This is a genomic window from Achromobacter insolitus, assembly GCF_002209555.1.
Taxonomy (GTDB): Bacteria; Pseudomonadota; Gammaproteobacteria; order Burkholderiales; family Burkholderiaceae_B; genus Achromobacter; species Achromobacter insolitus.
Map to the genome: position 1 here is coordinate 410,783 of NZ_NJIF01000001.1, position 26,059 is coordinate 436,841.

Below are 26,059 nucleotides of genomic sequence, written 5' to 3' on the forward strand. Positions count from 1 at the left end.
AAGGAGGCCTGACAGGGTATGCCGCAAGGCCGGCCGCCGGCCTTGCGCCAGATCAAACCCGGCCGAGCCAGGCCAGCATGGCCATGCGTCCGGTTTCGCCGTCGCGCCGGTACGAAAAGAATCGGACCGATTCCGCCACCGTACACATCCCGCTCAAGGACACCTCTTGTACTCCGGCCCGGCGCAGGCGGAAATCGGCCAATCCGGCGAGATCCGCCAGCCATTTTCCGGAGATGCCCTGCCGCGGCGTGAAGTAGCGCAAGGTTGCCGGATCGTCCTTGGAGAAGGCGTCCAGTACGTCCTGGCCGACCTCGAACGCCTGCGGGCCAATGCCCGGCCCGACCCAAGCTCGCCAACCCGAGGCTTGCGGCGCCTTGGCGCGCATGACCGCCAGGGTGTTTTCCAGCACGCCACCCGAAAGACCGCGCCAACCCGCATGCGCCGCGCCCAGCACCGTCCCTTGCGCATCCGCGATGACTACCGGCAGGCAGTCCGCCACCATGACGGCCAGGACGCGGCCCGCACGCGCAGTGACGCTGGCGTCGGCCGCAGGTTCATCCGGCAAGTCCGCCTGATCGGCGTCCACCACCTCGCTGCCGTGGATCTGGCGCAGCCACAGGGGTTCGGCCGGCAACGCAGCGCGCACTCGGCGTCGGTTTTCCGTGACGGTGTCCGGATCGTCTCCTGCGCGACGGCCCAGGTTCAAGGTGTCGTGCGGCGCGACGCCCGCGCCCCCTGCCCGGGTTGTGCAGAAATAGTTCACGCCAGCCCACTCGGGTCCGGTCACCACCGGCAGGCCTGCCACTATGCGTTCCATGCAATCTCTTCCTGGACCAAGCTCATGTCGGGAGGCACGGCCGCGGCGAACTCGACTTCGCCACGGCCGCCCGGATCTTCGAAATGCAGCGCGCGCGCATGCAGCATCTGCCGTTGCGCGCCCGCGATGTTCTTGCCGCCGTATATCGTGTCGGCCAGCAGCGGATGTCCCAGGCTGGCCATGTGCACCCGGATCTGGTGGGTCCGGCCGGTTTCCAGGCGACAAACGACTTCGGTGACGCGGCCGCCGGGATCCGCCTCGCCGCGGCGGGCGGGCGTGTAATGGGTGATGGCCGGTTTGGGCGCCACCGGGCGCTCGACGCTCATGCGTACCGGGACGCGCGAATCGCGGCCGATGGGCCGGTCGACCTTGCCGGCCGTGGCCAGCCAGCCATGCGCCAGGGCCACGTACTCCCGGCCCATGCTGCGCGCCTGCAATTGGCGCACCAGGTGCGTCTGGGCGGTTTCGTTGCGCGCCACCACCATCAGGCCGGACGTGTCTTTGTCCAGACGGTGCACGATGCCGGCGCGGGCCACCTGGGCCAGTTCGGGGTAGCGGTACAGCAGGCCGTTGAGCAGCGTGCCGCTCCAGTTGCCGGCGCCGGGATGCGTGACCAGCCCTGCGGGCTTGTTCACCACGATCCAGTCGGGACTCTCGTCCACTACCGCGAAATCCACCGGTTCGGGCGCGAAGGCCAGGGTTTCCGGGGCGGGCTGGGGCCAGACGGTGAGCTCGTCGCCCGGGCCAACCGTCTGGCGGACTTTGCCGGGCGCGCCATTCACATGGACGTTGCCGGCCTCGATCCAACCCTGCAGCCGGCTGCGGGAATGCTCTGGCAGCAACCCCGCCAGCACCTTGTCAAGCCGGTCGGCGCGGGTACTGGAAGGTACGGTTACAAATTGCGGCTCCCCCCGGGGAGTTTCCTCGGAAATACCCAGGAGTTCGTCGTCGGAAACGAGATCTGCGCCGGAGGCTGTATCAGACATGGAGACAAATCATATAATCAGCCTGCCATGCTAACACCAAGGATACGATTCTCGTGATTCACCACTCCGCAGCTCCCTCGAATCCCGCCTCCCGAAGCGGGCCGGTCTTGCGCGTGGTTATCGCGCTCTTTGCCGTGATGGTCATCGCCGGTTGCGGCTCGACCAACAGCAAATACGACAAGACCACCAACTGGAGCGCCGAACAGCTCTACGCGGACGCCAAGTCTGAAATGGCGTCGGGCGGCTGGAAGGAAGCGCGCGAGCGGCTGACCGCCATCGAAAGCCGCTATCCGTTCGGCGTCTATGCCCAGCAGGCCCTGCTTGAACTTGCCTACGTCAACTGGAAGGACGGCGAAAACGAACAGGCCCTGGCCGCGATCGACCGCTTCCAGCAGCTCTACCCCAACCACCCCGGCACCGATTACGCGCTCTACCTGAAGGGCCTGATCAACTTCACGCCGACCAGCGCCTTCATGAGCAGCATCACGGGCCAGGACCCGGCCGAGCGCGACCCCAAGGGGCTGCGTGCGTCCTACGATGCATTCAACGAGCTGATCAAGCGCTACCCCGACAGCAAGTACACGCGTGACGCCGAACAGCGCGTCGCCTGGCTGGTCAACACCATCGCCATGAACGAAGTGCACGTCGCCCGCTACTACTACGAGCGCGGCGCCTACGTGGCCGCGGCCAACCGCGCACAGACCGTCATCACCGACTTCGAAGGCGCCCCCGCCACCGAAGAAGCGCTCTACCTGATGGTCGAGTCCTACGACAAGCTCGGCCTGACCGAACTGAAGAACGACTCGCAGCGCGTGTACGACAAGAACTTCCCCAACAGCGACTTCAAGACCAAGGGCCTGAAGGCCGACCGCAGCTGGTGGAATCCGTTCGACTGAACCGCCGCTGCCTTCCGAAAAAGCCCCTGCGCGACAGGGGCTTTTTTTATTGGGCCGCGCCGCGGCGCATGGCCTGGGGCGGCTGCCCGTAGATGCGCAGAAAGGCTCGGCGCATGCGCTCCGTATCGCCAAAGCCGACGCGCCGCGCAATGGCGTCCATGCCGGCCTCGCCCTCCTCCACCAGTTCGCGAGCCGCCTCGGCGCGCACCCGCTCTACCGCCTTGGCGGGCGTCTGGCCGGTTTCCTGCTTGAACTGACGGCAGAACTGGCGCGGACTCAGGCAGGCCACGCCGGCCAGGCGTTCGATGTCCAGGACTTCATCCAGGTGCTGGCCCACGTGGGCCAATACCTCGCGCATGCGTCCGCTGGGCGGCGCCAGATCCTGCAGCGCCGAGAACTGCGACTGCCCGCCGGTGCGCCGGTGATAGACCACCATTTCGCGGGCCGTGGCGCGGGCGACGGCCTCGCCGTGGTCCGCCTGCACCATGGCCAGCGCCAGGTCTATGCCGGCCGTAATTCCCGCCGACGTCCACACCGCCCCGTCCTCGACATAGATGCGATCCGCTTCCACCGCCAGGGCCGGATGGCGTTGCTGCAGCTCGGTGGCATGACGCCAGTGGGTGGTCACCCTGCGCCCGTGCAGGATGCCGGCCTGCGCCAGCACGAAAGCGCCCGTGCAAACGCTGGCGACTCGCCGGCCGCGCGCATGCGCGGCACGCAGATAGGCCAGCATGGCCGGCGCCGCCCGCGGCTCGCGCGCGCCCTGGCCGCCAGGCACCAGCACGGTATCGGCGCGCAGGCCGCGCCACGAGCGGGTTAGCACGGGTACGCCGGCCGAACACCGGACCAGCCCGCCCTCGGCCGATGCCACGGCTACCTCATAAGCGCCCGGCACCAGCTCGGCGGCGATCTGGAAGACGGATAATGGCCCAGCCATATCCAGCAGCTGGAAGTCAGGGACGGGCAGGATGCAGACGCGATGGGGCATAGCGGAGGTCTATGGCAAGAAACGAGGGAAAATAGTCATTCCTGCCAGAGTTTCCGACGCTAGAGTGGGGCCTGTCAATCCTTCGGACGTTCACCGTCATGACCTCCTCCTCGCGCGGCCTGCGCAATGCCCGCATCCTCGCCATCTGCCAAGGCCTGTACATCGCGGCCATCTCCATCGACCTCACGTTGACGGCCTTGACGGGCCAGATGCTGGCGCCGCATCCGGCGTTGGCGACGCTGCCTTTTGCGCTGATAACGGTGGCGGGCGCCGCGGTCACCTGGTATGCGTCATTGCTCATGCAACGCATCGGCCGCCGCGCGGGCTTCATGCTGGGTTCGCTGGCCGGCGCGGTCGGCGGGCTGATCTCCGTGGCCGCGGTCTTTGCCAGCGATTTCTGGCTCTTCTGCCTGGGCACGGCGCTGGTCGGCGTGTTCCAGGCCTTTGCTCAGTATTACCGCCTGGCCGCCGCCGATGCCGTGCCTGCCGAAGCCAAAAGCCGCGCCATCTCCGTAGTGCTGACGGGCGGCGTCATCGCCGCGATCGCGGGGCCCGCCCTGGCGGCCTGGGCCAAGGACCTCTTTCCCGCGGCGATCTTTTCCGGCGCCTACCTGATGGTGGGGCTGCTGGGAGCGGCCAGCGCGCTGCTGCTCGTGGCCTACCGGGACCAGGAGGGCGATGGCGGCCAGTCCGCCGATGCGCAGGGCACGGGCCTGCCGGCCCGTCCCTTGGGCGAGGTCATGCGGCAACCCATCTTCGTGGCGGCCCTGGCCAACAATGTCGTGGGTTCGGTCTCGATGATGTTCATCATGACGGCCGCGCCGCTGGCTGCCGTCGCCTGCCAGCACAGCATCGCGGACGGAGCCAGCATCATGCAGTGGCATCTCATCGGCATGTATGCCCCGGCCTTCTTCGCGGGCGCGCTGATCAATCGGCTCGGGCTGCCGCGCGTGCTCGGCCTGGGCATGGCGCTGAACGCGGCCTGCTCGTTGATCGCCATGCAATCGACTTCGCTTGCCGCGTTTCATGCGGCGCTGTTCTGTCTGGGAGTCGGCTGGAACTTCATGTTCGTCGGCGGCACCACATTGCTGGCCCAGTCCTACCGCCCCGCCGAGCGCGCCCGCGTGCAAGGGGCCGCCGAAATGCTGCGCTATGCCACCACGGCGCTGGCCACGCTGGCCGCCGGACCGGCCCTGGCGCGTATGGGTTGGGAAACGCTGAATGCCGCCATGCTGCCCATCGTGGGCCTGGCCGCGCTCATGACGGGCTGGTGGGCCTTGTCGCGCAGAGGCGAACGAGCCGTCGCCTGAACAAACCGATGCAAGACCTGCCCAGACAAGGCCGCGTTCAGTCCTGCGGCTCTTGCTTGCGCCGGTAGAAGGCCAGCACTTCTTCTAGTTCGCGGGTTCGCGCGAACGGGGGCAGCCCCCGCCACAGCCGCTTGCCATAAGGTTTTTCGACCAGGCGCGCGTCACCCACCATCAGCACGCCCCAGTCCGATTCCGTACGGATCAGGCGGCCCGCGCCCTGCTTAAGCGAGATTGCCGCTTCCGGAAGCTGATATTCGGCAAAAGGATTGCCCCCGTGCGCGCGGCATGCACGCAACCGCGCCTCGATGACCGGGTCATCGGGCGGAGCAAACGGCAGCTTGTCGATCGCCACCAGCGTCAGCACGTCGCCGGGCAGGTCGATGCCTTCCCAGAAACTGGCGCTGCCCACCAGCACCGGGTGCTCCAGCTTGCAGAAACGGTCGAGCAGGTCTCGGCGCGTGCCCTCGCCCTGCTTCAGCAAGGGCCATTCGTGTCCGGCATCGTCGAAGGCGTCGGCCAGCAGATTCGCGACCTTGTCTACCGCGCGCAGGGTCGTGCACAGTACCAGCGTGCCGCCCGGACTCGCCTCCAGCAGCGGCATCAGCGCCTGGACGAAACGGTCGAGGAACTGCGGCGATTGCGGCTCGGGCATGCCGCGCGGCACGAACAGCAAGGCTTGTTCGGGGTAGTCGAAGGGCGATTCCCACTTGCCCGTGCGCGCCTTGTCCAGCCCCAGCTGGCTGGTGAAGTGCGTGAATTCACCGTTCACGGACAAGGTGGCCGAGGTCATGATCCAGGCCTGGCCCGGCTTGCGGTATTTGGAGAAAGCCTGGGCCACCGACAGTGGCGCGGAATGCAGGCGCACATGGTGCTGACCGTGTTCGACCCAACGCACCGCCGGCCCCGTCCACTGATCCGCGGCGGCAGCGCCTTCCAGGAGGGCGGCGGGCGTAGGCAACCCGTCTCCCAACGCCGATTGCACCGCGGGCTCGGGCGCCTGGTCGTCGCGGCCCCAGCCTTCATCGAAGTGGTCCGCGGCTGCGCGGCCGGGAGTGGCCCAGCGCTTGAGCCGCACCGAAATCTCGGCGCCGCTGCGCGCGGCCGCCATCAGGTCCGGATGCTTTTCGGCTACCGCGCCCAACGCCTTTGCCGCGCTGTCCACGGCCTCGCGCAGCGCCAACAGCGCCACATCGAATTCCTCGGGATTGGGAATGGCTTCGAAGGTGGCCTTGCGGCCCGGCATCCGGTCCAGCGGAGCACAGACCAGGCGGAGTTCGCGCGCCGCCGTTTCCACATGGCGGCTGACGTCGCTCCATTTGGCGGCCTCGCGGGCATAGGCCAGGCCGGCGGCTTCCATCGCGCGGCCGAAATCCAGCAGTTGATGCGTGGACACGCTGCTGCCCAGGAAGCGCGTGGCAGTGTCGGGCAACTGGTGCGCTTCGTCGAAAATCACGGTATCCGCTTCGGGCAGCAGGTCGGTCACGCCCTCTTCGCGCAGCACCAGGTCCGCCATGAACAGCGCGTGGTTGACGACGACCACGTCGGCTTCCTGTGCCTGGCGGCGAGCCTTCACCACGAAACAATCGCGGATGCGCGGACACTCCTGGCCCAGGCAATTCTCGCGCGTGGACGTAACGCGCTGCCAGATGTCGGCGTCTTCAGGCACCTGCGCGAGATCGCCGCGATCCCCGGTCTTTGAAATGCCGGCAAATACCTGGATCTGGCGCAGCTGCTGGATCTCGGTGCGGGACTTCAGGGCGCGCTCGTCGCCCTGCAGGCGATCCAGGTGGTAATGACAAACATAGTTGCCGCGCCCCTTGAGCAGCGCGGCGGTCACTGGCGCGGCCAAGGCCGCGCGCACGCGCGGCAGGTCGCGGGCGAAAAGCTGATCCTGCAGGGTACGGGTACCCGTGGAAATCAGCACCTTGCCGCCCTGGATGAAGGCGGGTACAAGATAGGCCCAGGTCTTGCCGATGCCGGTGCCCGCCTCGGCCACCAGCGTGGCGCGGTCCTGGATGGCCTGGCCGATGGCCTGCGAGAGTTCCACCTGCGAGGGTCGCGGCTTGTAGCCGGGCAGGGCCGTGGCCAATGGCCCGTCCGCGTCGAAGAATTCGGAGATATCCAGGTCCAGCATAGCGAGTCAACGGTGAACCGGTGCCGGTTACGGTTCGGGCGCCAGACACTTGTGTGGGAAAGGACCAAATGATACCCGCTACGCGGCAGGCCCTCGCTCCGGATTGGCCGCTATCGCGCTCCAAGGGGGACATATCCGCCCACCCCTGGCACGTTTTGTAACAGCGGCTTATGGCACAATCCGCCCCTTGTTTTTCCTTTTTGTCGTCGTATCGAGATGTCTGAAACTTCCGCTATCACGAACGTCGCCGCCGGCGTCGACAACGCCCGCATCGTCGCGCAGCTCGCTACCGAGCTTGGCGCGCGCGCCTCCCAGATCGCTTCGGCGGTGGAACTGCTGGATGACGGCGCCACCGTGCCGTTCATCGCCCGCTATCGCAAGGAAGCCACTGGCGGCCTGGACGATACCGTGCTGCGCAATCTCGAAGTGCGCCTGGGCTATCTGCGCGAACTCGAAGAACGCCGAGGAGCCATTCTTGAATCCATTTCGCAGCAGGGCAAGCTGACGCCCGAGCTGCAACAGGAAATCGGCGCGGCAGACACCAAGCAGCGCCTGGAAGACCTGTATGCGCCCTACAAGCCCAAGCGCCGCACGCGGGCCCAGATCGCCCGCGAAGCGGGACTGGAGCCGCTGGCCGACGGCATCCTGGCCGATCCGGGCTGCGATCCCGCCACGCTGGCGGCGCAGTACCTGAATCCCGAAGCATCCATCAACGACGCCAAGGCCGCCCTCGACGGCGCGCGCGACATCCTCGCCGAGCGCTACGCGGAAAACGCGGACCTCCTGGCCGACCTGCGCGAACATCTGTGGTCCACCGGCCTGATCTACTCCAAGATGGTCGAAGGCAAGGAAACCGAAGGCGCCAACTTCCGCGACTGGTTCGACTTCAACGAGCCGCTGCGCACCCTGCCCTCGCACCGCATCCTGGCGCTGTTGCGCGGCCGCCAGCAAGGCGTGCTGGAACTGCGCCTGGGCCTGGAAGCCGAGCTCGAAGCGCAGACGCCGCATCCCTGCGTGGCCCGCATCGCCAGCTTCCTGAAGCTGGGCAATGGGCTGTTCGCACTGGATGCCACGCCGCGCGCCCGCTGGCTTGGCGAAGTCTGCCGCTGGACCTGGCGCGTGAAGCTGCTGACGGCGTTTGAAAGCGAGCTGATCGGCCGCCTGCGCGAAAGCGGCGAAGCCGAAGCCATCCGCGTGTTCGCCGCCAACCTGAAAGACCTGCTGCTGGCCGCTCCCGCCGGTCCCAAGGCCGTGCTGGGTCTGGATCCGGGCATCCGCACCGGCTGCAAGGTCGCCGTGATCGACCAGACCGGCAAGGTCGTGGACACGACCACCGTCTATCCGTTCGAACCCCGCCGTGACCGCGACGGCACCATCAACACGCTGGCCGCCCTGGTCGCGCGCCACAAGGTCGACCTGATCGCCATCGGCAACGGCACCGCTTCGCGCGAAAGCGAAAAGCTGGTGGGCGACATGATGGAACGCTTCCCGGACCTGAAGGTCACCCGCGTGGTGGTCTCCGAAGCCGGCGCGTCCGTCTATTCCGCCTCTGAAACCGCCGCGCAGGAATTCCCCGACCTGGACGTGACGCTGCGCGGCGCCGTATCCATCGCGCGCCGCCTGCAGGATCCGCTGGCCGAACTGGTCAAGATCGATCCCAAGGCCATCGGCGTGGGTCAGTACCAGCACGACGTCAACCAGCGCGAGCTGGCGCGTTCGCTGGACGCCGTGGTCGAGGATTGCGTGAACGCCGTGGGCGTGGACGTGAACACCGCATCCGCGGCGCTGCTGGCCCGTGTTTCCGGCCTGAATTCGTTGCTCGCCAAGAACATCGTCTCCTGGCGCGACGAGAATGGCGCCTTCCCGACCCGTGAGTTCCTGCGCAAGGTGCCGCGCTTCGGCGACAAGGCATTCGAACAGGCCGCCGGCTTCCTGCGCATTCCCAACGGCGAAAATCCGCTGGACGCTTCGTCGGTCCACCCGGAAGCCTATCCGGTGGTGGAACGCATCGTCGCCAAGATCAAGGCTGAGGTGAAGCAGATCATCGGCCAGCGCGAAGCCCTCAAAGGCGTGTCGCCGTCCGACTTCACCGACGAACGCTTCGGCCTGCCTACGGTGCGGGACATCTTTGCCGAACTCGAAAAGCCCGGCCGTGATCCCCGCCCGGAGTTCAAGACGGCGCAATTCAAGGAAGGCGTTGAAACCCTGAACGACCTGTATCCGGGCATGGTGCTGGAAGGCGTCGTGACCAACGTGGCCAACTTCGGCGCGTTCGTCGACATCGGCGTGCACCAGGACGGCCTGGTCCACATTTCGGCTTTGGCCGAGAAGTTCGTAAAGGATCCCCGCGACGTCGTGCGCGTGGGCCAGACGGTCAGCGTGAAGGTGCTGGAAGTGGACGTCGCGCGCAAGCGTGTCGCCCTGACCATGCGCCTGAACGATACCGCGGCCCCTGCGCGGCGCAGCGGCGACGCCCCAAAGGGCGGCGATCGCAACCGCCGCCCGCAGGGCGATGGCGGCCGTGGCAATGCCGGCGGCGGCATGAATAGCGCCATGGCGGATGCTTTCGCCAAGCTCAAGCGCTAGGCCCCAGGCCTTTGCCCCAAAAAAAAACGGCGCCTCGTGCGCCGTTTTTTTTCCCTAGGGCTTACCCGTAAAGAGAGGCCTTGCTTGCGTTCTCTCAAGCCATGACGGGTAAAAATGATAGAAAATATCCAATTGTGTCCAAATACTAAAACCCGCGGTACGCAGCCGCCAAGCCGACACAAGCCCATGAGCAGGCGAACCATGGCGCCCAGCGCCTGCCCGGGAGCAGCACAAGAACAACAGCGCCCCGCCCCGACCGACCGGAGATCCACCCCGCCATGCCCAATTCCATCACGCTTGCCGCCAACGAAACGGCAACCATCACCACCAAGGAAGCCAGTGCCAGCGGCGTCTACAGCGAAATTACCCTGGGCCAGTATTCGCATCTGCTTGTCGACGGCGCCGAAGTGACCTTCAAGCACATCACGCTGGAAAGGCTGGGCAGTCGCATCATCGAGCTGCAAAACGGCGCGCAGTTGCATGTGGGCGCGCTGGGCTTCGCGAGCATGGGCGCCAGCATCGTCTACCGTATCGGCGCGGGTTGCGCGCTGACCTTCGATGCCAGCCAATGGGACCCGGAAGTGGTGGCCAACACCACCTTCGATTTCGCCAGCCAAGGCAGCGGCACGCTGAAGTACTTTCCGTTCATCAATCCGGAATGGCTGGATTGCCCCAACGTCACGGGCTACACAGAAGGCGACATGCTCGAAATCGCCGGCCAAGGCAGCGCGCAGCGCTTCCACGTGCGCGATGGGCGCATCGTGGCAAACGCCCGCGCCGCCTGACCGGCCTGGCCGGCTGCTACGGCCGCCGCCTATTCCTGCGACAGCGACGACAGCGCCGCGCGCGCGCGCACCAGCGAGGCGCCGGAGCCGTCCTGGGCGCCCGCAGGCGCAGTCGCCACGGCCACCCCGTCGATCATGGCGGAATAACCTTGCCCGTCGGCCTGGAGCACCGTCTCCGCCGGTTCAGATTGCAGGCGGCGCATCAGGGCGCCCGCCTCCTTGGGATCGGCGAAGCGCTGCGACAGCAGCAATTCCTCGCCGTCCGCGCCCAACAGGCGGAAACGGAAGCTGCCGTCATCGTCGCGGAAACTGACGAAACGCGCGCCCTTGCCCTTTTCTTTCTTGGGTTGCGCGGACGGGGTCTGCGCAGCCTGCAGGTTGCGCAGGCCCACGGCCTGGCGCAGCTCCTGCATGAAGGGGGTTGCCAGCTTGCGCGCCTTGGCGGCGCCAGCCTGCAGGATGTCTTCGATGCGGCCGGGGTTGGCCATCAGGTCGAAGTACTTTTCGCGCATGGGCGCCAGCAGATTCTCAAGGTGGTCGTACAGCGCCTGCTTGGCCTCGCCCCAGCCCATGCCCTCTTCGAGCTGCTTGCGCAGCGCGGCAGCCTGTTCATGCGTGGCGAAGGCGCGGTAGATCGTGTACAGGTGCGAATTTTCGGCGTCCTTGGGCTCGCCCGGCGCGCGCGAATCGGTGACGATGCGCATCACTGCCGCGCGCAGCGCGCTGGCACCACCTTCGAACAGCGGGATGGTGTTGTTGTAGCTCTTGGACATCTTGCGGCCATCCAAGCCGGGCAAGGTCGCCACGTCTTCTTCGATCACGACTTCCGGCAGTGTGAAGTAATCGCGGCCGTACAGGTGATTGAAGCGTTGAGCGATGTCGCGTGCCATTTCCAGATGCTGGATCTGGTCGCGGCCCACGGGCACCTTGTTGGCATTGAACATGACGATGTCCGCGGCCATCAGCACGGGATACGAGAACAAACCCATCGTGACCCCGTCATCGGGCTCCAGGCCTTTCTCGGTGTTCTGGTCCACCGACGCCTTGTATGCGTGCGCACGGTTCATCAACCCCTTGGCGGTGACGCAATTCAGCAGCCAGGTCAGTTCGGGAATTTCGGGGATGTCCGACTGGCGGTAGAAGGTCACGCGCTCGTGGTCCAGCCCCACGGCCAGCCAGGTCGCGGCGATTTCAAGGCGCGAACGGGCCACGCGCGCGGGGTCGTCGCACTTGATGAGGGCGTGGTAATCCGCCATGAAGAAGAATGCGTCCACGCCGGGCTGCGCGCTGGCCTGAACGGCGGGCCGGATTGCGCCCGCGTAGTTGCCAAGGTGGGGAGTTCCAGAAGTGGTGATGCCGGTGAGGACGCGGGTATTCATGAGAGACAGAGGCGTTTGCTGGAAGAAACGTCCAGTGTAACGTGCCGGACGCGCGCCTACAGGACCGCCAGGACGGGAGCCGCCAGGGCACACAAGCCACCGGCGGTCAGCGCAGCGCGCGGCCGGAACGTCAGGAACCAGATCAGCAGCAGCCCGGCGATGCTGAGAATGCCAATCCACTCGACGGTGCCGTAGCTCCATCCCCAGACCGCCGCCGAGGCGCATAGGGACAAGGCCAGAGCGATCCAGCCGAACAGGCGCAATGGCAGCCGGTGGCGGCGCGGCATGGCCCGGTCGAACAGGTCTTCATAGTGGCGGTCCATTCCCAGGCACAGCGCCGAGAAGCCGGCATAGGCCAGGCAGAAGGCGGCAAGCGTCATGGCGTATCCCCTCTTGGTTCGTAGGCGCCCTGTCGCGGCCCCATGTCGGACTGGGCCACGGATTGAACTGCCTGTTGGACGGCAGGTTTGGCCACGGGCCTGGCTGCGGGGCGCCCCTTGGCGGGCGCCTTGGCTGCGCGCGCAGCCTTGCGGGCCATCCAGGCCAGCAGCAGCGCCCCGGCCAGGCAGGTCAGATCAAAGCCCGCCATGACCCAATCGCCCGCGGGCAGCGACACGCCCAGGTGACGCGAGGTCGTCAAGGCATTGACCACGGGCACCAGCGCGAGCGTGGCCGCCGCGGCAGCCAGCAAGTCGCGCCACTTGCGGTGCTGAAACAGGAACGCATAAACCAGCGACAGGCCCCAGACGGCAAAGAATGCGCGCGTTTCCCAGAGCTGCCTGCCCGGCATGTCGGCGGGCAGCAGGCGATTGGCCCAAAAGAAAGCGGCCACAGAGATGAACAGCCCCGCCACGGTTCCGGCATTGAGCGCGTCCACCAGGCGCAGCGAAAACGCTTCGCGGGCGCCTGGCCGCGCCTTCTGGCGCCGCTTGGCGATCCACAGGACCAGGCCTGTTCCTACCATGCCCGTGCCCGCCAGGCTGACCAGGAAATAGAGCCAGCGCAGCAACGGTTCGGCAAACAGGCCCAAATGCAGGCCGGTTATCACGCCCGCAGTGCGCACGGTGGCGCTCAGTTCGTCCTCGCCTTCCTGCAGCCCGCCGGTCACCCCGTCAAAGCGCATGTACGGCGCCAGGCGGCCATAGGAGACGCCATCGGCCGCATCGCGCACCAGGGTCACGGTGGCGCCGGCGTCGCCGGGATGATTGACGGTGACGCGGCCCACGCGGCCTTGCCAGTGCTCCTGCGCCTGCGCCACCAGTGGCGCCAATGGAACCAGCGGCGCGGGCTCGTTGCGCGCGGGCGCGATTTTGAAGGCTTTGAAAACGTCGTCGGAATACTGGCGCGGATTCTCGTAGACGGCCAGGATACCGGCCGGCATCAGCATGGCCATGAACAGCACCAACCCGCTGAAGGTAATCATCAGGTGAAACGGCAGCCCCAGCACCGACAAGGCATTGTGGCCGTCCATCCAGGCGCGCTGCCCGCCCTTCCTGGGCCGGAAAGTGAAGAAGTCCGTGAAGATCTTCTTATGGGTAATGATGCCGCTGATGATGGCCACCAGCATGAACATGCCCGCGATGCTGGCCAGCCAGCGCCCCCAGGGAAATGCGGTTTCAAGTTCGAAATGGAAACGGTAGAAAAAGTCGCCGCCGCGCGTCTGGCGCGCGGTCACGGCCTCGCCGGTGGCCGGGTCCAGTTTCACGCGCACAAAGCCGCGCTCGCCCGGCTTGGGCTTGGGCGACTGATAAAGCAATTGAATGAGCGGTTCGCGGTCGGACGGTGGCGTAATGAACCAGCGCGTAGCATCGGAGGCATGCTCGCTCAGGTAGCGCTGTGCGGCGGCCACGGATTGCGCCGCGGACGCCGGCCGAGTCTGGATCTCGGGCTGCATCCAGCTTGTGATTTCGGGTCGGAAGAACGCCAGCGTGCCGGTCAGGAACATCGCGAACAGCACCCAGCCGAAGATCAGTCCCGACCACGTATGCAGCCAGGACATGGATTGGCGCAGGCCTTCTTCGCCTTGCGCCTTTTCCCCTTTTGCCTTCATGCCGCCCCCATGGCGCGGCCGATCGCGAACAGGCCGCCCAGCAACGCGGAGGGCAGCAGCACGCCCGCCCAGGCGCGCCAGGCGTTGCGGGTGGCAAAGACCCAGATCACGCCGCAGGCGTAGAACACGAAGGACAGCATCTGTGCCGTGACCACGGCGTCCGGCCGCCGCAAGGGCAGCCAGATCGCGAGGCAGGCGGCGGCGGCCGACGCCAATACATAGCCGCCCAGGATGGCGGCGGTCGCCCTGGAAAAGACGGCCAGACGGTAGCGCATCATGCCTGCGCCGGCTGCGGGAGCTTTCACTGGGATACGTTGAAGGTCAGGGTGGAAACGTAACGGATCTTGGCGTAGGCCTTGCCATCGGCCTCACCCGCCTTGTCTTCGACGTGGGCGGCTTCCAGCACGTACTGGCCGGGCCACGGCGTGGTGATTTCGATGCGGCCGTTCTCATCGCTGTGGAAGCGCTTCTCCCACTTGGGCGGGCCGAACACGGTGACTTCCGTTTTCGCCAGCGGCTTGCCCTTGAACTGCAGGACGAAGGCGTTGCCACCGGCCGAGACCGGCACCAGTTCAAGGTCCAGCTTGCCCTCGGTGTCCGCGCGGCCAGCCTTGGCGCCGTATTGCACCAGCGTGTCCTTGAACTGATAGGGCTGGCGCAGGCGCACGTCGCCTTTGCCCGCCGCCGCGAATTCGAGGAAATCCGCGCCCTCGCCCGATGCCTTCAGCGCCTTGCCGTCGGCGCCGGTGACGACCGGCGCGACCATGATCTTGCCGAGCAGACCGTCGCGCTTTTCGCGCAGATCATCCGCCCACTCCCCGAAATACGCCTTGGCCGGTCCCTCGGCGCTGCGTTCCAGCCAAACGAAATGCGCCTGCGCGGCGCCCGCCGTACCCAGAAGGGCAAGAGCGGCCAAGGTTCTTGCGAATGTCATTGTTGATTTCCTTTAGAGGACCGGATCGGAGCCCGCCCCGCGGCCAGGGCCCGATTCGGAGGTTTTAAATTATAACCATTCTCACTTCGAAATAGCGCCAGGTCTTACCAGCGATAGCGCAAGCTCGCCTTGATCGAGCGTTGATAGCCATACCAGCACCAGGAATCGCCCGAGCACGACGCGATGTATTCCTTGTCGAACAGGTTCTGCACGTTCAACGCCACCTGCATGCCCTTGAGCGAGGGCGAAGCGCGGCCCAGGTCGTAGTCCAGCATCAAGTCGAACAGCGTGACCGACGGCACCTTCAGGGTGTTGGTTTCGTTCGCGTACGACGATCCGATGTAACGCACACCGCCTCCCACGCCCATGCCCGCCAAGGGACCGTCCTGCAGCTGGTAACGGGCCCAGGCGGAAGCCTGTTGCGAAGGCACGCCCACGGGCGTCTTGCCTTTCAGGTTCAGGCCCGCGGTGTTGGGATAGGCTTTGGAATACTCGTTGTCCATCAACGAATACGCCGCAACCAGCGTCAACCCGCGCATGGGCTCGGTCTTGGCTTCGAGTTCGATGCCCTGCGTGCGCAGTTCGCCAGCCTGGATGGAGCAGCGCCCGCCGGCCGTGCCGCAGATATGCGTCGGATCCGGATCGGTGGTCGTCATGTTCTCGCGGCGGATGTCGAATGCCGCGACGGACAGCAGCGTAGCGCTGCCCGGCGGTTGATACTTGATGCCGACCTCGTACTGATTGCCTTCGATGGGCTTGAACGGCTTGTTCTGCCAGCCGGTTCCGGACTGCGGCTCGAACGATTCCGAATAGCTGAAGTACGGCGCCACGCCATTGTCGAAGTTGTAGATCACGCCCAGGCGGCCAGAGAATTTCTCCGCATCCAGCGAAGACGGCGTGACGCGCCCGGTGGCAAGCGCAGTGGTCTCGCCCACCGTGCGCAACCAGTCGTAGCGGCCGCCCAGCAATACCGAAAGGCGGTCGATCTTGATCTGATCCTGGAAGTACAACCCGGTCTGATACTGCTTGGACGTCGCGTCCGACGAGAATGCCGGCGTCGGAATGTTCTGATGATTGTCGGGATTCAACACGTCCAGCGCGGGCGCGGTTCCGAAGCCGGACAGCGTGTCTGTCTTGACGTGCTGGTAGTCAAAGCCCAGCAGCGCAGTGTGGGCGAACCGGCCGGTGTTAAAGCGCGCCTGCAGATTGTTGTCCAGGGTCAGTGCCCCCACGTCCACATCGGTCGCGATCGACGCGCGCTGCTGGTAGCGGTAGGTATTGTCGGTGTAGCCGTAGTTGTTCGTCATCGCGCCATAGACGCTGCGGTACTTCGCTTCCGAACGCGTCCAGCGCAGGCTCTGCGAGGCCTTGAAGGTATCGTTGAAGCGGTGGTCCAGCACATAGCCCAGCGAATAGCTCTTGCGGTCGCTCTTCTCGAAGTTGGCGTCGCCGTCGTAATAGTCCGCCGGCAGGCGGATGCCATCGGGCGCGGAAAGCAGCGTGCGCATGGACGACACGCTGCCATAGGACCCCATATCGGGATCATGCTGGAAGTTCGTCAACACGGTCAGCGTCGTGTCGCCGCTGGGCTTCCAGGTAAAGGCCGGCGACACAAAGTAGCGGCGCTCCTTGGTGTCTTTCACCTGGCCGTCGGACATGTACCCCGAACCGACCAGGCGATACAGGAACTTGCCCTCGTCATCCACGGGGCCACCAAAATCGAAGTTGGCGCGGCGGTAGTCATAGTTGCCCACCTGCACCTCGACTTCCCGCAGCGTCTCTTCCAGCGGGCGCTTGCTGACCTGGTTGACCACGCCACCCGGACCGCCTTGGCCGTACATGACCGAGGCAGGCCCCTTCAGCACGTCCACGCGCTCCAGGCGATAGGCGTCCACCTGCGGCAAGGCGTCCCGCCCGCCGAAGACCCGCAGGCCGTCCAGGTAGGTCGACGCCGAGAAGCCGCGCACGCTGAACTGGTCCAGGCGCGTGGCGGTGGCGCCGCGCGACTCCGTGGCGACGCCCGCGGTATAGCGCAACACCTGGTTAAGGGTCTGCGCGCCCTGCTCCGTGATCTGCTCGCGCGTGACCACGGAGATCGATTGCGGCGTTTCGATCAATGGGGTGTCGGTCTTGGTGGCGCTGGCGCTCACCGTCGCCACATAGCCGACCGTCGCTATGGCGCTATCGGACATGCCCGACACCGTCACTGGCGCCAGCGTGGGCGTATCGCCCGCAGGCGCCGCCACCTGCACCAGCGTCCAGGTATTGCCCGATTGGGCGCGCGCCTGCAGGCCGCTGCCCGCCAGGATGCGGGCAAAGCCGGCGCCCACCGAGTAGGCGCCTTGCAACCCATCGGAATGGCGTCCGCGGACCAATGCCGGGTCGAAGGACAGGACAACACCGGCGCTGCGCGCGAATTGCGTCAGGGCATCGGCCAAAGAGCCGGCAGCGATCTGGTAGCTGTGTTGCGCGTATCCTGAGGCGGACGCCGACTGAGCCCAGGCCTGCGGCATGCCGGCGGCGAGCCCGCCCGCCCACATGGCGGCCAGCACGGCGATGCGGCCGGCGGACAAGGGGGCGCGCAAGCGCGAGTGAGATGAAGCGGACACAAAAATCTCCCTGTACGGTGGTATCTATCCGTGCCTTCCGTACGGGATCCGAAAACCTGCAATGCGCAGGCAAGAAAATTTTGTAACGCTCACGCCTCGCGCGGGCCGACCTGCAGCCAGTACCGGGTATGCCGCGTCACGCGGATGGGCAAGGCGGGTTCCAGGGCTCTGAGTGCGCGCTCGGCATCGTCCAGCGGGAATACGCCCGACAGCCGGAGGCCTGCCACCGCCGGGTCCACTCGGATCATGCCCTCGCGCTGCCGGGACAGATGTCGCGCAAAGTCGTCCAGGCGCCAGTCCTTGGCCACCACCAGGCCGTCGGTCCAGGCCAGCCTGTCGGGGTCCGACGCGTAACGGCTAACCGCGCCCCGCTCCGAGAATTCCAGGCGTTCGCCCGCCTCCGCATGTGTCGCGACGCCAGCGCGCAGCAACAGGACGCTGCCTTCATACACTCCCACGCGCGCGCCTTCGGCGGTGCGGCGCAGGTCAAAGCGCGCCCGTTCGACACGCAGTTCGCCATGGCCCGTGTCCACGCGCAACGCCGCCATGGCAGGCCGCGTTTCCGCGCGTACCAGCATTTCACCGCGCAGCAGGTCTATGCCGCGAGCATCGCCCTGCAAACGCAGGCGCACCGCGGTGTCGCTGTTCAGGGTGATATGCAGTCCATCAGCCACGGCTACCGCCAGCCGCTCGCCGACGTCGGTGCTGAGGTCGGCGGCCAGGCGCTGCCACGGAGCGTGGCGATAACCCGCCCAGCCGGTAACGGCTGTGCCGCCGACGGCAAGCAGCCCACACAGCACCGCGCGGCGTCCATGCGAACGGGGCGCGGACAGCGCCGAATGCGCCAAGGCTGCCGGCACACGGCGCGCATCCTGGCTGATTCGCTGCAAACGCTCCCAGGCCAGGCGATGCGCGGGATCCTGCGCCAGCCAGGCCTCGCAGGATTGCCGCTCCGCCACGCCTGCCATGCCGGACTGCAGCCGCACCCACCAGGAAATCGCCTGGGCCGCCACGGAATCGACGGCGCTAGTCATCGAACGCCGCATAGCAAGCCGTCATGGCGCGCACCATGTACTGCTGCACTGAACTCAGGGAAACGTCGAGCCGTTGCGCGATCTCGGGATAGGTCAGTCCGTCCAGCTGCGACAGCAGGAAGGCGGAACGCGCTTTCGGGGGCAGCCCGTCCAGCAATCGATCCAGCCGCGCCAGCGATTGCAGTTGCTCGGCCTGTTCTTCCGGAGATGGCGCATAGGCCTCGGGGATGGCGGTCAGATAGGCGAGATACGCGCGCTCCAGCGCCGCATGCCGCTGATGGTCCACCACCAGTCCTTTGGCAATGGTCGTCAACAGCGCGCGGGCATCGCCGGCCCTCACCGCCTTGCGGCCCTGGATCACCCGCAGGAACACATCCTGCGCCAAGTCTTCGGCGCGATGCTCGCACCCCAGCTTGCGGCGCAGCCATCCGAACAGCCAGGGACGGTGATCGCGGTACAGGCCATCGACGGGCGCGGCGGGAGCATCGGCGCGCGCGGCCGATGCGGACAGGAGGGGGGAGGACACGTTGGAGACGGCGGTGCTTGACCAGAGGTCTCCAAATCTTAATTGATAATGACTTGTATTACCAATTTCAAATGCGATCCGCCCGAAAAATGCGGGCGGATGCGGCGGGGCTACAACGTCACGGTCAGGCGGCGTTCCGACTCCAGGTATTCGCGCGACTGCATCTCCAGAATGCGCGAGACGGTGCGATGGAATTCATTGGCCAGCGCGCCTTCCGTGTAGATTTCCTCGGGCTGGCATTCCGCGGACATGATGAGCTTGACGCGATGGTCATAAAACACGTCGATCAGCCAAGTGAAACGGCGCGCCTCGGAAGCCTGGCGCGGCCCCATGCGGGGCACGTCGGACAGGATCACGGCATGGAAGCGGTTGGCCAGTTCCAAGTAGTCGTTCTGGGAACGCGGACCGCCGCAAAGCGTGGCGAAATCGAACCACACCACCGAACCGGCAAGCGCCAGCGCGCGGATTTCGCGGTGCTCGATATGCAGCACGGGCTCCTGCGGCGGAGTATCGGCCAGACTGTTGAACGCATCTTGCAGCGCCTGGCGCGCGTGATCATCCAGGGGCGTGTGATAGCACTGCACCTGCTCCAGCGAGCGGCGGCGATAGTCCACGCCGGCGTCCACGTTCATGACATCCATCCGCGCCTGGATCAACTCGATGGCGGGGAGCACGCGATCACGGTGCAGCCCGTCGGTATATAGAGTCGACGGTTCGTAATTGGACGTCATCACGAAGGACGTACCGTATTCGAACAGCTTGAACAACAGGCGGTGCAGGATCATCGCGTCCGCCACGTCGGATACGTGGAACTCGTCGAAGCAGATCAGGCGGTAGCGCTTGGCCACGCGTCTGGCCACTTCGTCCAGCGGGTCCTGCATGCCCTTCACTTCTTCGAGCTCGCGATGCACCCCGCGCATGAACTCGTGAAAATGCAGGCGCGTCTTGCGCACCACGGGCACGGTGGCGTAGAAGGCATCCATGAGGAAGCTCTTGCCCCGGCCCACGCCGCCCCACAGATACACACCGCGCGGCACGTCGGGACGGTTCAGCAGTTTCTTCAGCGCATTCGAGCGCATCGACTTGAACTTGACCCATTCGTCGTAATAGCGCTGCAGCCGGTCGATCGCCTTTTTCTGGGCTTCGTCGGGCTTGTAGCCGCGCTCGGCCAAGGCGTGTTCGTAGTATTCGCGGACGTTCATGTGGGAGCAGGTAAAGCAGAATGAAAAAAGGGCGGATCCGTAAACCCGCCCCCGTCTTGCATCGGCTATGCGCGTATCAGAAGTTCAATGCGCGCTTGTCCACGGCCAATGCGGCTTCCTTCACGGCTTCCGACAGCGTCGGGTGCGCGTGGCAGATGCGGGCGATGTCTTCGGCAGCGCCACGGAATTCCATGATGGTCACGGCTTCCGAGATCAGCTCCGAGGCCATCGGGCCCACGATGTGCACGCCCAGGACCTCGTCGGTCTTGGCATCGGCGATCACCTTGGCAAAGCCGGTGGTGTCGCCCAGCGCGCGGGCGCGGCCGTTGGCCAGGAAGGGGAAGCTGCCGGCCTTGTACTCGCGGCCTTCGGCCTTGAGCTGCTGCTCGGTCTTGCCCACCCAGGCGATTTCCGGCGAGGTGTAGATCACCCACGGCACGGTGTCGAAGTTGACGTGGCCATGCTGGCCGGCGATGCGCTCGGCAACCGCCACGCCTTCTTCCTCGGCCTTGTGCGCCAGCATCGGGCCGCGCACCACGTCACCCACTGCCCACACATTCGGCAGGTTGGTCTTGCAGTCGCCGTCCACGGCAACGAAGCCGCGCTCGTCCAGCTTCAGGCCCACGGCGTCGGCGTTCAGGCCGCCGGTGTAGGGCACGCGGCCGATCGAGACGATCAGCTTGTCGACCACCAGCTTCTGCTCGGCGCCCTTGGCGTCGACGTAGGGCACGGTGACGGACTTGGCGGTCGCCTTGATCTCGCCGATCTTGACGCCCATCTGGATGTTCAGGCCTTGCTTGGTGAAAGCCTTGAGGGCTTCCTTGGCCACTTGCTGGTCAGCGGCGGCCAGGAATTCCGGCATGGCTTCCAGGATGGTGACTTCGGAGCCCAGGCGGCGCCACACGCTGCCCATTTCCAGGCCGATCACGCCAGCGCCGATCACGCCCAGCGTCTTGGGCACGGCGCCGATGTTCAGCGCGCCGTCGTTGGACAACACGACCTTTTCGTCGAACGGCAGGCCCGGCAGTTCACGTGCCGACGAGCCGGTGGCGACCACCACGTGCTTGGCAACCAGGTCTTCCTCGGCGGTGCCGGTGACCTTGATGGCCCAGCCGCCGTCCACCTGGCCGGCGAACGCGCCCTTGCCATGGAAGAACGTAACCTTGTTCTTCTTGAACAGGTACAGGATGCCGTCGTTGTTCTGCTTGACCACCGTGTTCTTGCGGCCGATCAGCGTGTCGAGCTTCAGGCTGACGCCCTTGACTTCGATGCCGTGCTCGGCGAAGTGGTGGTTGGCTTGCTCGTAGTGTTCGGACGATTGCAGCAGCGCCTTGGATGGGATGCAACCGACGTTGGTGCAGGTGCCGCCAGGAGCCGGGCCGCCTTGGCCGTTCTGCCAGGCGTCGATGCAAGCCACCGACATGCCGAGCTGCGCAGCGCGGATCGCGGCGATATAGCCGCCGGGGCCCGCGCCGATGACGACGACGTCAAATTGTTTGGACATAGTGTTCTCGCGATGAGGTATTGAGTGGAACACGCCCCGCCCTGCTGGCCGGCGAAGAGCCGGCCGGGGCGCCGCGGACCTCTTGGGTCGCTTGGGCGCCGGGCCGGGGCGTCGAGATTACAGGTCCAGCAACAGGCGCTGCGGATCTTCCAGGGCGTCCTTCATGGCGACCAGGCCCAGCACGGCTTCGCGGCCGTCGATGATGCGGTGGTCGTAGGACAGGGCCAGGTAGTTCATCGGGCGGATGACGATCTGGCCATTTTCCACCACGGGGCGATCCTTGGTGGCGTGCACGCCCAGGATGGCCGATTGCGGCGGGTTGATGATCGGGGTCGACAGCATCGAGCCGAACACGCCGCCGTTGGAGATCGAGAAGGTGCCGCCGGTCATTTCTTCAATGCCCAGCTTGCCGTCGGCCGCGCGGCGGCCAAAGTCGGCAATGGTCTTTTCGATGTCGGCGATGGACAGCTGGTCGGCGTTGCGCAGGATCGGCACAACCAGGCCGCGCGGGCTGCCGACAGCGATACCGATGTCGAAGTAACCGTGGTAGATGATGTCCTTGCCGTCGATCGAGGCGTTGATCAGCGGGAACTTCTTCAGGGCGGCCACGGCGGCCTTGACGAAGAACGACATGAAGCCCAGCTTGATGCCGTGCTCTTTCTCGAACTTGTCCTTGTACTTGTTGCGCAGGTCGATGACGGCCTGCATGTTCACTTCGTTGAACGTGGTCAGGATCGCGTTTTCCTGCTGCGATTGCAGCAGACGCTCGGCGATACGGGCACGCAGGCGGCTCATCGGCACGCGCTGTTCCGGACGGCCGTCCAGCGACAGCGTCGGGGGAGCAACCGGAGCGGCTGCCTTGGCGGGAGCGGCCTTGGCGGGCGCGCTGGCGGCCAGGGCGTCGCCCTTGGTCACGCGGCCGTCACGGCCGGTGCCGGCCACGGAAGCGGCGTCGACGCCCTTCTCGGCCAGGATCTTGGCGGCGGCGGGCGAAGCCACGCCGGCGGCAGCCGACGAAGCAGGCGCGGCGGCCGGAGCGGCAGCGGCTTGCTCGGCGGCCTTGGGCGCTTCGGCGGCGGGCGCGGCGGCGGCAACGGCAGCCTTGCCGGCGGTGTCGATACGGGCCAGCAGTTCGCCGGAGGTGACGGTGCTGCCGTCGCCCTTGACGATTTCAGCCAGCACGCCCGAGGCGGGAGCCGGCACTTCCAGCACGACCTTGTCGGTTTCGACTTCGATCAGGATTTCGTCCGCTTCAACGGCAGCGCCCGGCTGCTTCTTCCAGGTCAGCAGCGTCGCTTCGGAGACGGATTCGGAGAGTTGGGGGACGACGACGTCGGTAATAGCCATTTTGTTTGTTCCGTAAAGTTTGTGTTCTGGTCGCGCTGCGCGGCAAGCCCCGAAATGGAATTCCAGAAACCTGCGCGCGCGGCGCGTGCATCAAGCGAGTGTTACTTCGTCAACATGACCTTGAACTTGGGCGCGAAAGCCGTTTCGATCAGGGCCTTCTGCTGCTCCTGGTGCTTGGCCAGGTAGCCCACGGCCGGCGATGCCGACGCGGCGCGGCCGGCATAGCCCAGCTTCTGGCCTTCGACCATGTTTTCGTACACATGATGCTGAACGTAGAACCAGGCACCCTGGTTCTGCGGTTCGTCCTGAACCCAGATCACTTCGGTTGCCTTCGGGTACTTGCGCAGCTCCGCTTCGAACGACTTGTGCGCGAAGGGATACAGCTGCTCGACGCGGATGATGGCGACATTGTCGGCACCACGCTCGCGGCGGGCGTTGACCAGATCGTAGTAGACCTTGCCCGAGCAAGCCAGCACGCGCTTGACCTTGGCGGCGTCGATCGTGTCGTCCACTTCGCCGATCACGGGACGGAAGCTGCCGCCGGCCAGATCGGTCAGCGGAGAGCCGGCATCCTTGTTGCGCAGCAGCGACTTGGGCGTGAACAGCACCAGGGGCTTGCGGAACGGACGGATCATCTGGCGACGCAGCACGTGGAAGATCTGCGAGGCCGAAGTCGGCTGCACCACTTGCATGTTGTTGTCGGCGCACAGCTGCAGGAAACGCTCGATGCGGCCCGACGAGTGCTCGGGGCCCTGGCCTTCGTAGCCGTGCGGCAGCATCAGGGTCAAGCCCGACTGGCGGCCCCACTTGGCTTCGCCGGAGCTGATGAACTGGTCGATCACGACCTGGGCGCCGTTGACGAAGTCGCCGAACTGGCCTTCCCAGATGGTCAGCGTGTTGGGTTCCGCGCTGGAGTAGCCGTATTCAAAGCCCAGCACAGCCTCTTCGGACAGCACGGAGTCGATGACGGTGAACGGAGCCTGGCCTTCCGAGACGTTCTGCAGCGGAATGTAGGTGCCGTCGTTCCAGCGTTCGCGGTTCTGGTCATGCAGCACGGCGTGGCGGTGCGTGAACGTGCCACGGCCCGAGTCCTGGCCCGTGATGCGGATGGCGTAGCCCGAGGACACCAGGGTCGCGAAGGCGAGGTGCTCGCCCATGCCCCAGTCCAGGTTCATTTCGCCCTTGGCCATCGTGCGGCGGTCGTTCAGCAGCTTGGCGACCAGCGGGTGCACGGTGAAGCCTTCCGGCACGGTGGTGATGCGTTCGCCAATGCGCTTGAGTTCGGCCAGCGGCACGGCGGTGTCGGCCTGGTCGGTCCACTTGGCGCCCAGGAACGGCGACCAGTCGATGGCGTACTTGCTCTTGTAGTCGGTCAGCACCGGTTCGATGGTGCGCTGGCCGTCTTCCATCAGCTGGCGGTAGTCCTTCACGAGCTGATCGGCTTCGCCTTCAGCCAGCACGCCTTGCGTGGTCAGCTTGTCGGCGTACAGCTTGCGCGTGCCGGGGTGGTGGCCGATGCGCTTGTACATCAGGGGCTGCGTCAGCGACGGGGTATCTTGCTCGTTGTGGCCCAGCTTGCGGAAGCAGACGATGTCTACGACCACGTCATGGCGGAATTGCAGGCGGTAGTCCAGAGCCAGCTTGGTGACGAACACGACGGCTTCGGGATCGTCGCCGTTGACGTGGAACACCGGCGCTTCGATCATCTTGACCACGTCGGTGCAATACAGCGTCGAACGCGAGTCGCGCGGGTCGGACGTGGTGAAGCCGATCTGGTTGTTGATGACGATATGCAGCGTGCCGCCCGTGCCGTAGCCGCGGGTCTGGGCCAGGTTGAGGGTTTCCATGACCACGCCTTGGCCGGCAAAGGCCGCGTCACCGTGCACCAGCACCGGCAGCACTTGCTTGCCTTCGGTGTCGCCGCGGCGTTCCTGGCGAGCGCGCGCGCTGCCTTCGACCACGGGGTTGACGATTTCCAGGTGGGACGGGTTGAACGCGAGCGACAGGTGGACCGGGCCGCCACGGGTGGACAGGTCGCTGGAGAAGCCGTTGTGGTACTTCACGTCGCCGTCGGTCAGGCCTTCGGCGTGCTTGCCTTCGAACTCGGCGAACAGATCGCCGGGCATCTTGCCCATGATGTTCACGAGCAGGTTCAGGCGGCCGCGGTGGGCCATGCCGACCACGATTTCCTGGACGCCGTTTTCGCCGGCGTGGTTCACCACTTCATCCATCGAGGCGATGAAGCTTTCGCCGCCTTCCAGCGAGAAGCGCTTCTGGCCGACGTACTTGGTGTGCAGGAAGCGCTCGAGGCCTTCGGACTCGGTCAGTTGCTGCAGGATGTGGCGCTTTTCTTCGGCCGAGTAGGCGGGCGCGCCCAGGGTGGTTTCCAGGCGTTCCTGGATCCAGCGCTTGGCGGCGGGGTCGGAGATGTGCGTGAATTCGGCGCCGATGCTGCGGCAGTAGGTGTCGCGCAAGGCCTTCAGGATGTCGCGCAGCGTCATCGTGCTGGCGGTCGTGAAGTAGGTGTTGGTAGCCGAGTAGGTCTGGTCCAGATCGGCTTCGGTCAGGCCGTAGAAGGCCGGATCGAGTTCGGGAATCGGGGGACGTTCCTGGCGCTTGAGCGGATCCAGGTCGGCCCAGCGCGAACCCAGCGAGCGGTAGGCGGCGATCAGGGATTGCACCGAGACTTGCTTGGAAGCCACGCTCAGGTCGGGTTCGGCGGCGCGTTGCACGAAGGCATTGGCCTTGGCGCGTTGGGCGAACGATTCGACGATGGGAGCGTGGGCCTGGTCGCGAGTGGATTCCTGGCCGTCGGTAGCGGGAGCATGCTGCAGCTGGTCGAAGTATTCGCGCCAGTTGTCAGGTACCGAACCGGGGTTGTCGAGGTAGGCTTCGTAAAGCTCCTCAACGTAGGGGGCGTTTCCCCCAAACAAGTAAGACGTGGATAGGGATTCTATTTCCGAAGACATAAT

The 26,059-nt window shown here is 65.7% G+C and carries 20 protein-coding genes; 4 read left to right on the forward strand and 16 right to left on the reverse strand.

Annotated elements, in window-relative coordinates; all coding sequences use genetic code 11:
• Positions 1 to 52: 52 nt before the first annotated feature.
• Positions 53 to 817: a peptidoglycan editing factor PgeF gene (pgeF, locus tag CEY08_RS01825; RefSeq protein WP_076815745.1), complete on the reverse strand. Its 765-nt coding sequence runs from the start codon at positions 815 to 817 to the stop codon at positions 53 to 55.
• Positions 805 to 1,803, reverse strand: coding sequence for an RluA family pseudouridine synthase (locus CEY08_RS01830; protein ID WP_042792478.1), 999 nt, complete (start codon positions 1,801 to 1,803; stop codon positions 805 to 807). Before CEY08_RS01830 ends, pgeF begins: the two co-directional genes overlap by 13 nt.
• Before the next feature lie 137 nt (positions 1,804 to 1,940).
• On the opposite strand from CEY08_RS01830, the gene CEY08_RS01835 reads away from it, so the two are divergent.
• On the forward strand, positions 1,941 to 2,699 hold the full coding sequence (locus CEY08_RS01835; RefSeq protein ID WP_232033895.1) for an outer membrane protein assembly factor BamD: 759 nt from the start codon (positions 1,941 to 1,943) through the stop codon (positions 2,697 to 2,699).
• Positions 2,700 to 2,745: 46 nt separating this feature from the next.
• On the opposite strand, the gene CEY08_RS01840 is transcribed toward CEY08_RS01835, so the two are convergent.
• Positions 2,746 to 3,687 carry a GlxA family transcriptional regulator gene (locus tag CEY08_RS01840; RefSeq protein WP_063641856.1) on the reverse strand — a complete coding sequence of 314 codons (942 nt, stop codon included), beginning with the start codon at positions 3,685 to 3,687 and terminating at the stop codon, positions 2,746 to 2,748.
• A 98-nt stretch (positions 3,688 to 3,785) separates the two neighbouring features.
• Between CEY08_RS01840 and CEY08_RS01845 the strand changes: the two genes are divergently transcribed.
• Positions 3,786 to 4,997, forward strand: a complete 1,212-nt coding sequence (locus CEY08_RS01845; RefSeq protein ID WP_076815747.1) for an MFS transporter — start codon at positions 3,786 to 3,788, stop codon at positions 4,995 to 4,997.
• Positions 4,998 to 5,034: 37 nt separating this feature from the next.
• Here the strand turns inward: CEY08_RS01845 and yoaA are convergent, their stop codons facing one another.
• Complete coding sequence (gene yoaA / locus CEY08_RS01850) at positions 5,035 to 7,131, reverse strand: DNA repair helicase YoaA (protein ID WP_076815749.1); 2,097 nt, start codon at positions 7,129 to 7,131, stop codon at positions 5,035 to 5,037.
• 216 nt (positions 7,132 to 7,347) lie between these two features.
• On the opposite strand from yoaA, the gene tex reads away from it, so the two are divergent.
• Both tex and CEY08_RS01860 read left to right on the forward strand, forming a co-directional pair.
• Positions 7,348 to 9,717: an RNA-binding transcriptional accessory protein Tex gene (tex, locus tag CEY08_RS01855; RefSeq protein ID WP_063961355.1), complete on the forward strand. Its 2,370-nt coding sequence runs from the start codon at positions 7,348 to 7,350 to the stop codon at positions 9,715 to 9,717.
• Positions 9,718 to 9,995: 278 nt separating this feature from the next.
• Positions 9,996 to 10,502 carry a hypothetical protein gene (locus CEY08_RS01860; protein ID WP_042792473.1) on the forward strand — a complete coding sequence of 169 codons (507 nt, stop codon included), beginning with the start codon at positions 9,996 to 9,998 and terminating at the stop codon, positions 10,500 to 10,502.
• Positions 10,503 to 10,531: 29 nt separating this feature from the next.
• On the opposite strand, the gene CEY08_RS01865 is transcribed toward CEY08_RS01860, so the two are convergent.
• The 12 genes from CEY08_RS01865 to CEY08_RS01920 all read right to left on the reverse strand — a co-directional run bounded on the left by CEY08_RS01865 (position 10,532) and on the right by CEY08_RS01920 (position 26,056).
• Positions 10,532 to 11,881, reverse strand: a complete 1,350-nt coding sequence (locus CEY08_RS01865; RefSeq protein ID WP_076815751.1) for a tryptophan--tRNA ligase — start codon at positions 11,879 to 11,881, stop codon at positions 10,532 to 10,534.
• Between the two features lie 56 nt (positions 11,882 to 11,937).
• Complete coding sequence (locus tag CEY08_RS01870) at positions 11,938 to 12,261, reverse strand: DUF3325 domain-containing protein (protein ID WP_076815753.1); 324 nt, start codon at positions 12,259 to 12,261, stop codon at positions 11,938 to 11,940.
• Positions 12,258 to 13,931: a PepSY-associated TM helix domain-containing protein gene (locus CEY08_RS01875; protein WP_076815756.1), complete on the reverse strand. Its 1,674-nt coding sequence runs from the start codon at positions 13,929 to 13,931 to the stop codon at positions 12,258 to 12,260. Before CEY08_RS01875 ends, CEY08_RS01870 begins: the two co-directional genes overlap by 4 nt.
• Positions 13,928 to 14,209, reverse strand: a complete 282-nt coding sequence (locus CEY08_RS01880) for a DUF3649 domain-containing protein (RefSeq protein ID WP_042792470.1) — start codon at positions 14,207 to 14,209, stop codon at positions 13,928 to 13,930. Before CEY08_RS01880 ends, CEY08_RS01875 begins: the two co-directional genes overlap by 4 nt.
• Positions 14,210 to 14,232: 23 nt before the next feature.
• A complete protein-coding gene (locus tag CEY08_RS01885) occupies positions 14,233 to 14,865 on the reverse strand; it encodes a DUF4198 domain-containing protein (RefSeq protein WP_076815757.1) in 633 nt (210 codons plus the stop codon).
• Between the two features lie 104 nt (positions 14,866 to 14,969).
• Positions 14,970 to 17,405: a TonB-dependent siderophore receptor gene (locus CEY08_RS01890; RefSeq protein WP_232033896.1), complete on the reverse strand. Its 2,436-nt coding sequence runs from the start codon at positions 17,403 to 17,405 to the stop codon at positions 14,970 to 14,972.
• Between the two features lie 158 nt (positions 17,406 to 17,563).
• The gene (locus CEY08_RS01895) at positions 17,564 to 18,508 is read right to left on the reverse strand and encodes a FecR domain-containing protein (RefSeq protein WP_076815761.1); all 945 of its coding nucleotides are present in this window, start codon (positions 18,506 to 18,508) and stop codon (positions 17,564 to 17,566) included.
• On the reverse strand, positions 18,501 to 19,034 hold the full coding sequence (locus CEY08_RS01900; protein ID WP_082884689.1) for a sigma-70 family RNA polymerase sigma factor: 534 nt from the start codon (positions 19,032 to 19,034) through the stop codon (positions 18,501 to 18,503). The genes CEY08_RS01895 and CEY08_RS01900 overlap by 8 nt, the downstream gene beginning before the upstream one ends.
• A 110-nt stretch (positions 19,035 to 19,144) precedes the next feature.
• Positions 19,145 to 20,236 carry a cell division protein ZapE gene (gene zapE / locus CEY08_RS01905; protein ID WP_042792465.1) on the reverse strand — a complete coding sequence of 364 codons (1,092 nt, stop codon included), beginning with the start codon at positions 20,234 to 20,236 and terminating at the stop codon, positions 19,145 to 19,147.
• A gap of 76 nt (positions 20,237 to 20,312) precedes the next feature.
• Complete coding sequence (lpdA, locus tag CEY08_RS01910; RefSeq protein ID WP_042792464.1) at positions 20,313 to 21,740, reverse strand: dihydrolipoyl dehydrogenase; 1,428 nt, start codon at positions 21,738 to 21,740, stop codon at positions 20,313 to 20,315.
• Positions 21,741 to 21,857: 117 nt separating this feature from the next.
• Complete coding sequence (gene odhB / locus CEY08_RS01915) at positions 21,858 to 23,087, reverse strand: 2-oxoglutarate dehydrogenase complex dihydrolipoyllysine-residue succinyltransferase (RefSeq protein ID WP_042792463.1); 1,230 nt, start codon at positions 23,085 to 23,087, stop codon at positions 21,858 to 21,860.
• 101 nt (positions 23,088 to 23,188) lie between these two features.
• Positions 23,189 to 26,056: a 2-oxoglutarate dehydrogenase E1 component gene (locus tag CEY08_RS01920; RefSeq protein WP_063641879.1), complete on the reverse strand. Its 2,868-nt coding sequence runs from the start codon at positions 26,054 to 26,056 to the stop codon at positions 23,189 to 23,191.
• Positions 26,057 to 26,059: the final 3 nt, after the last annotated feature.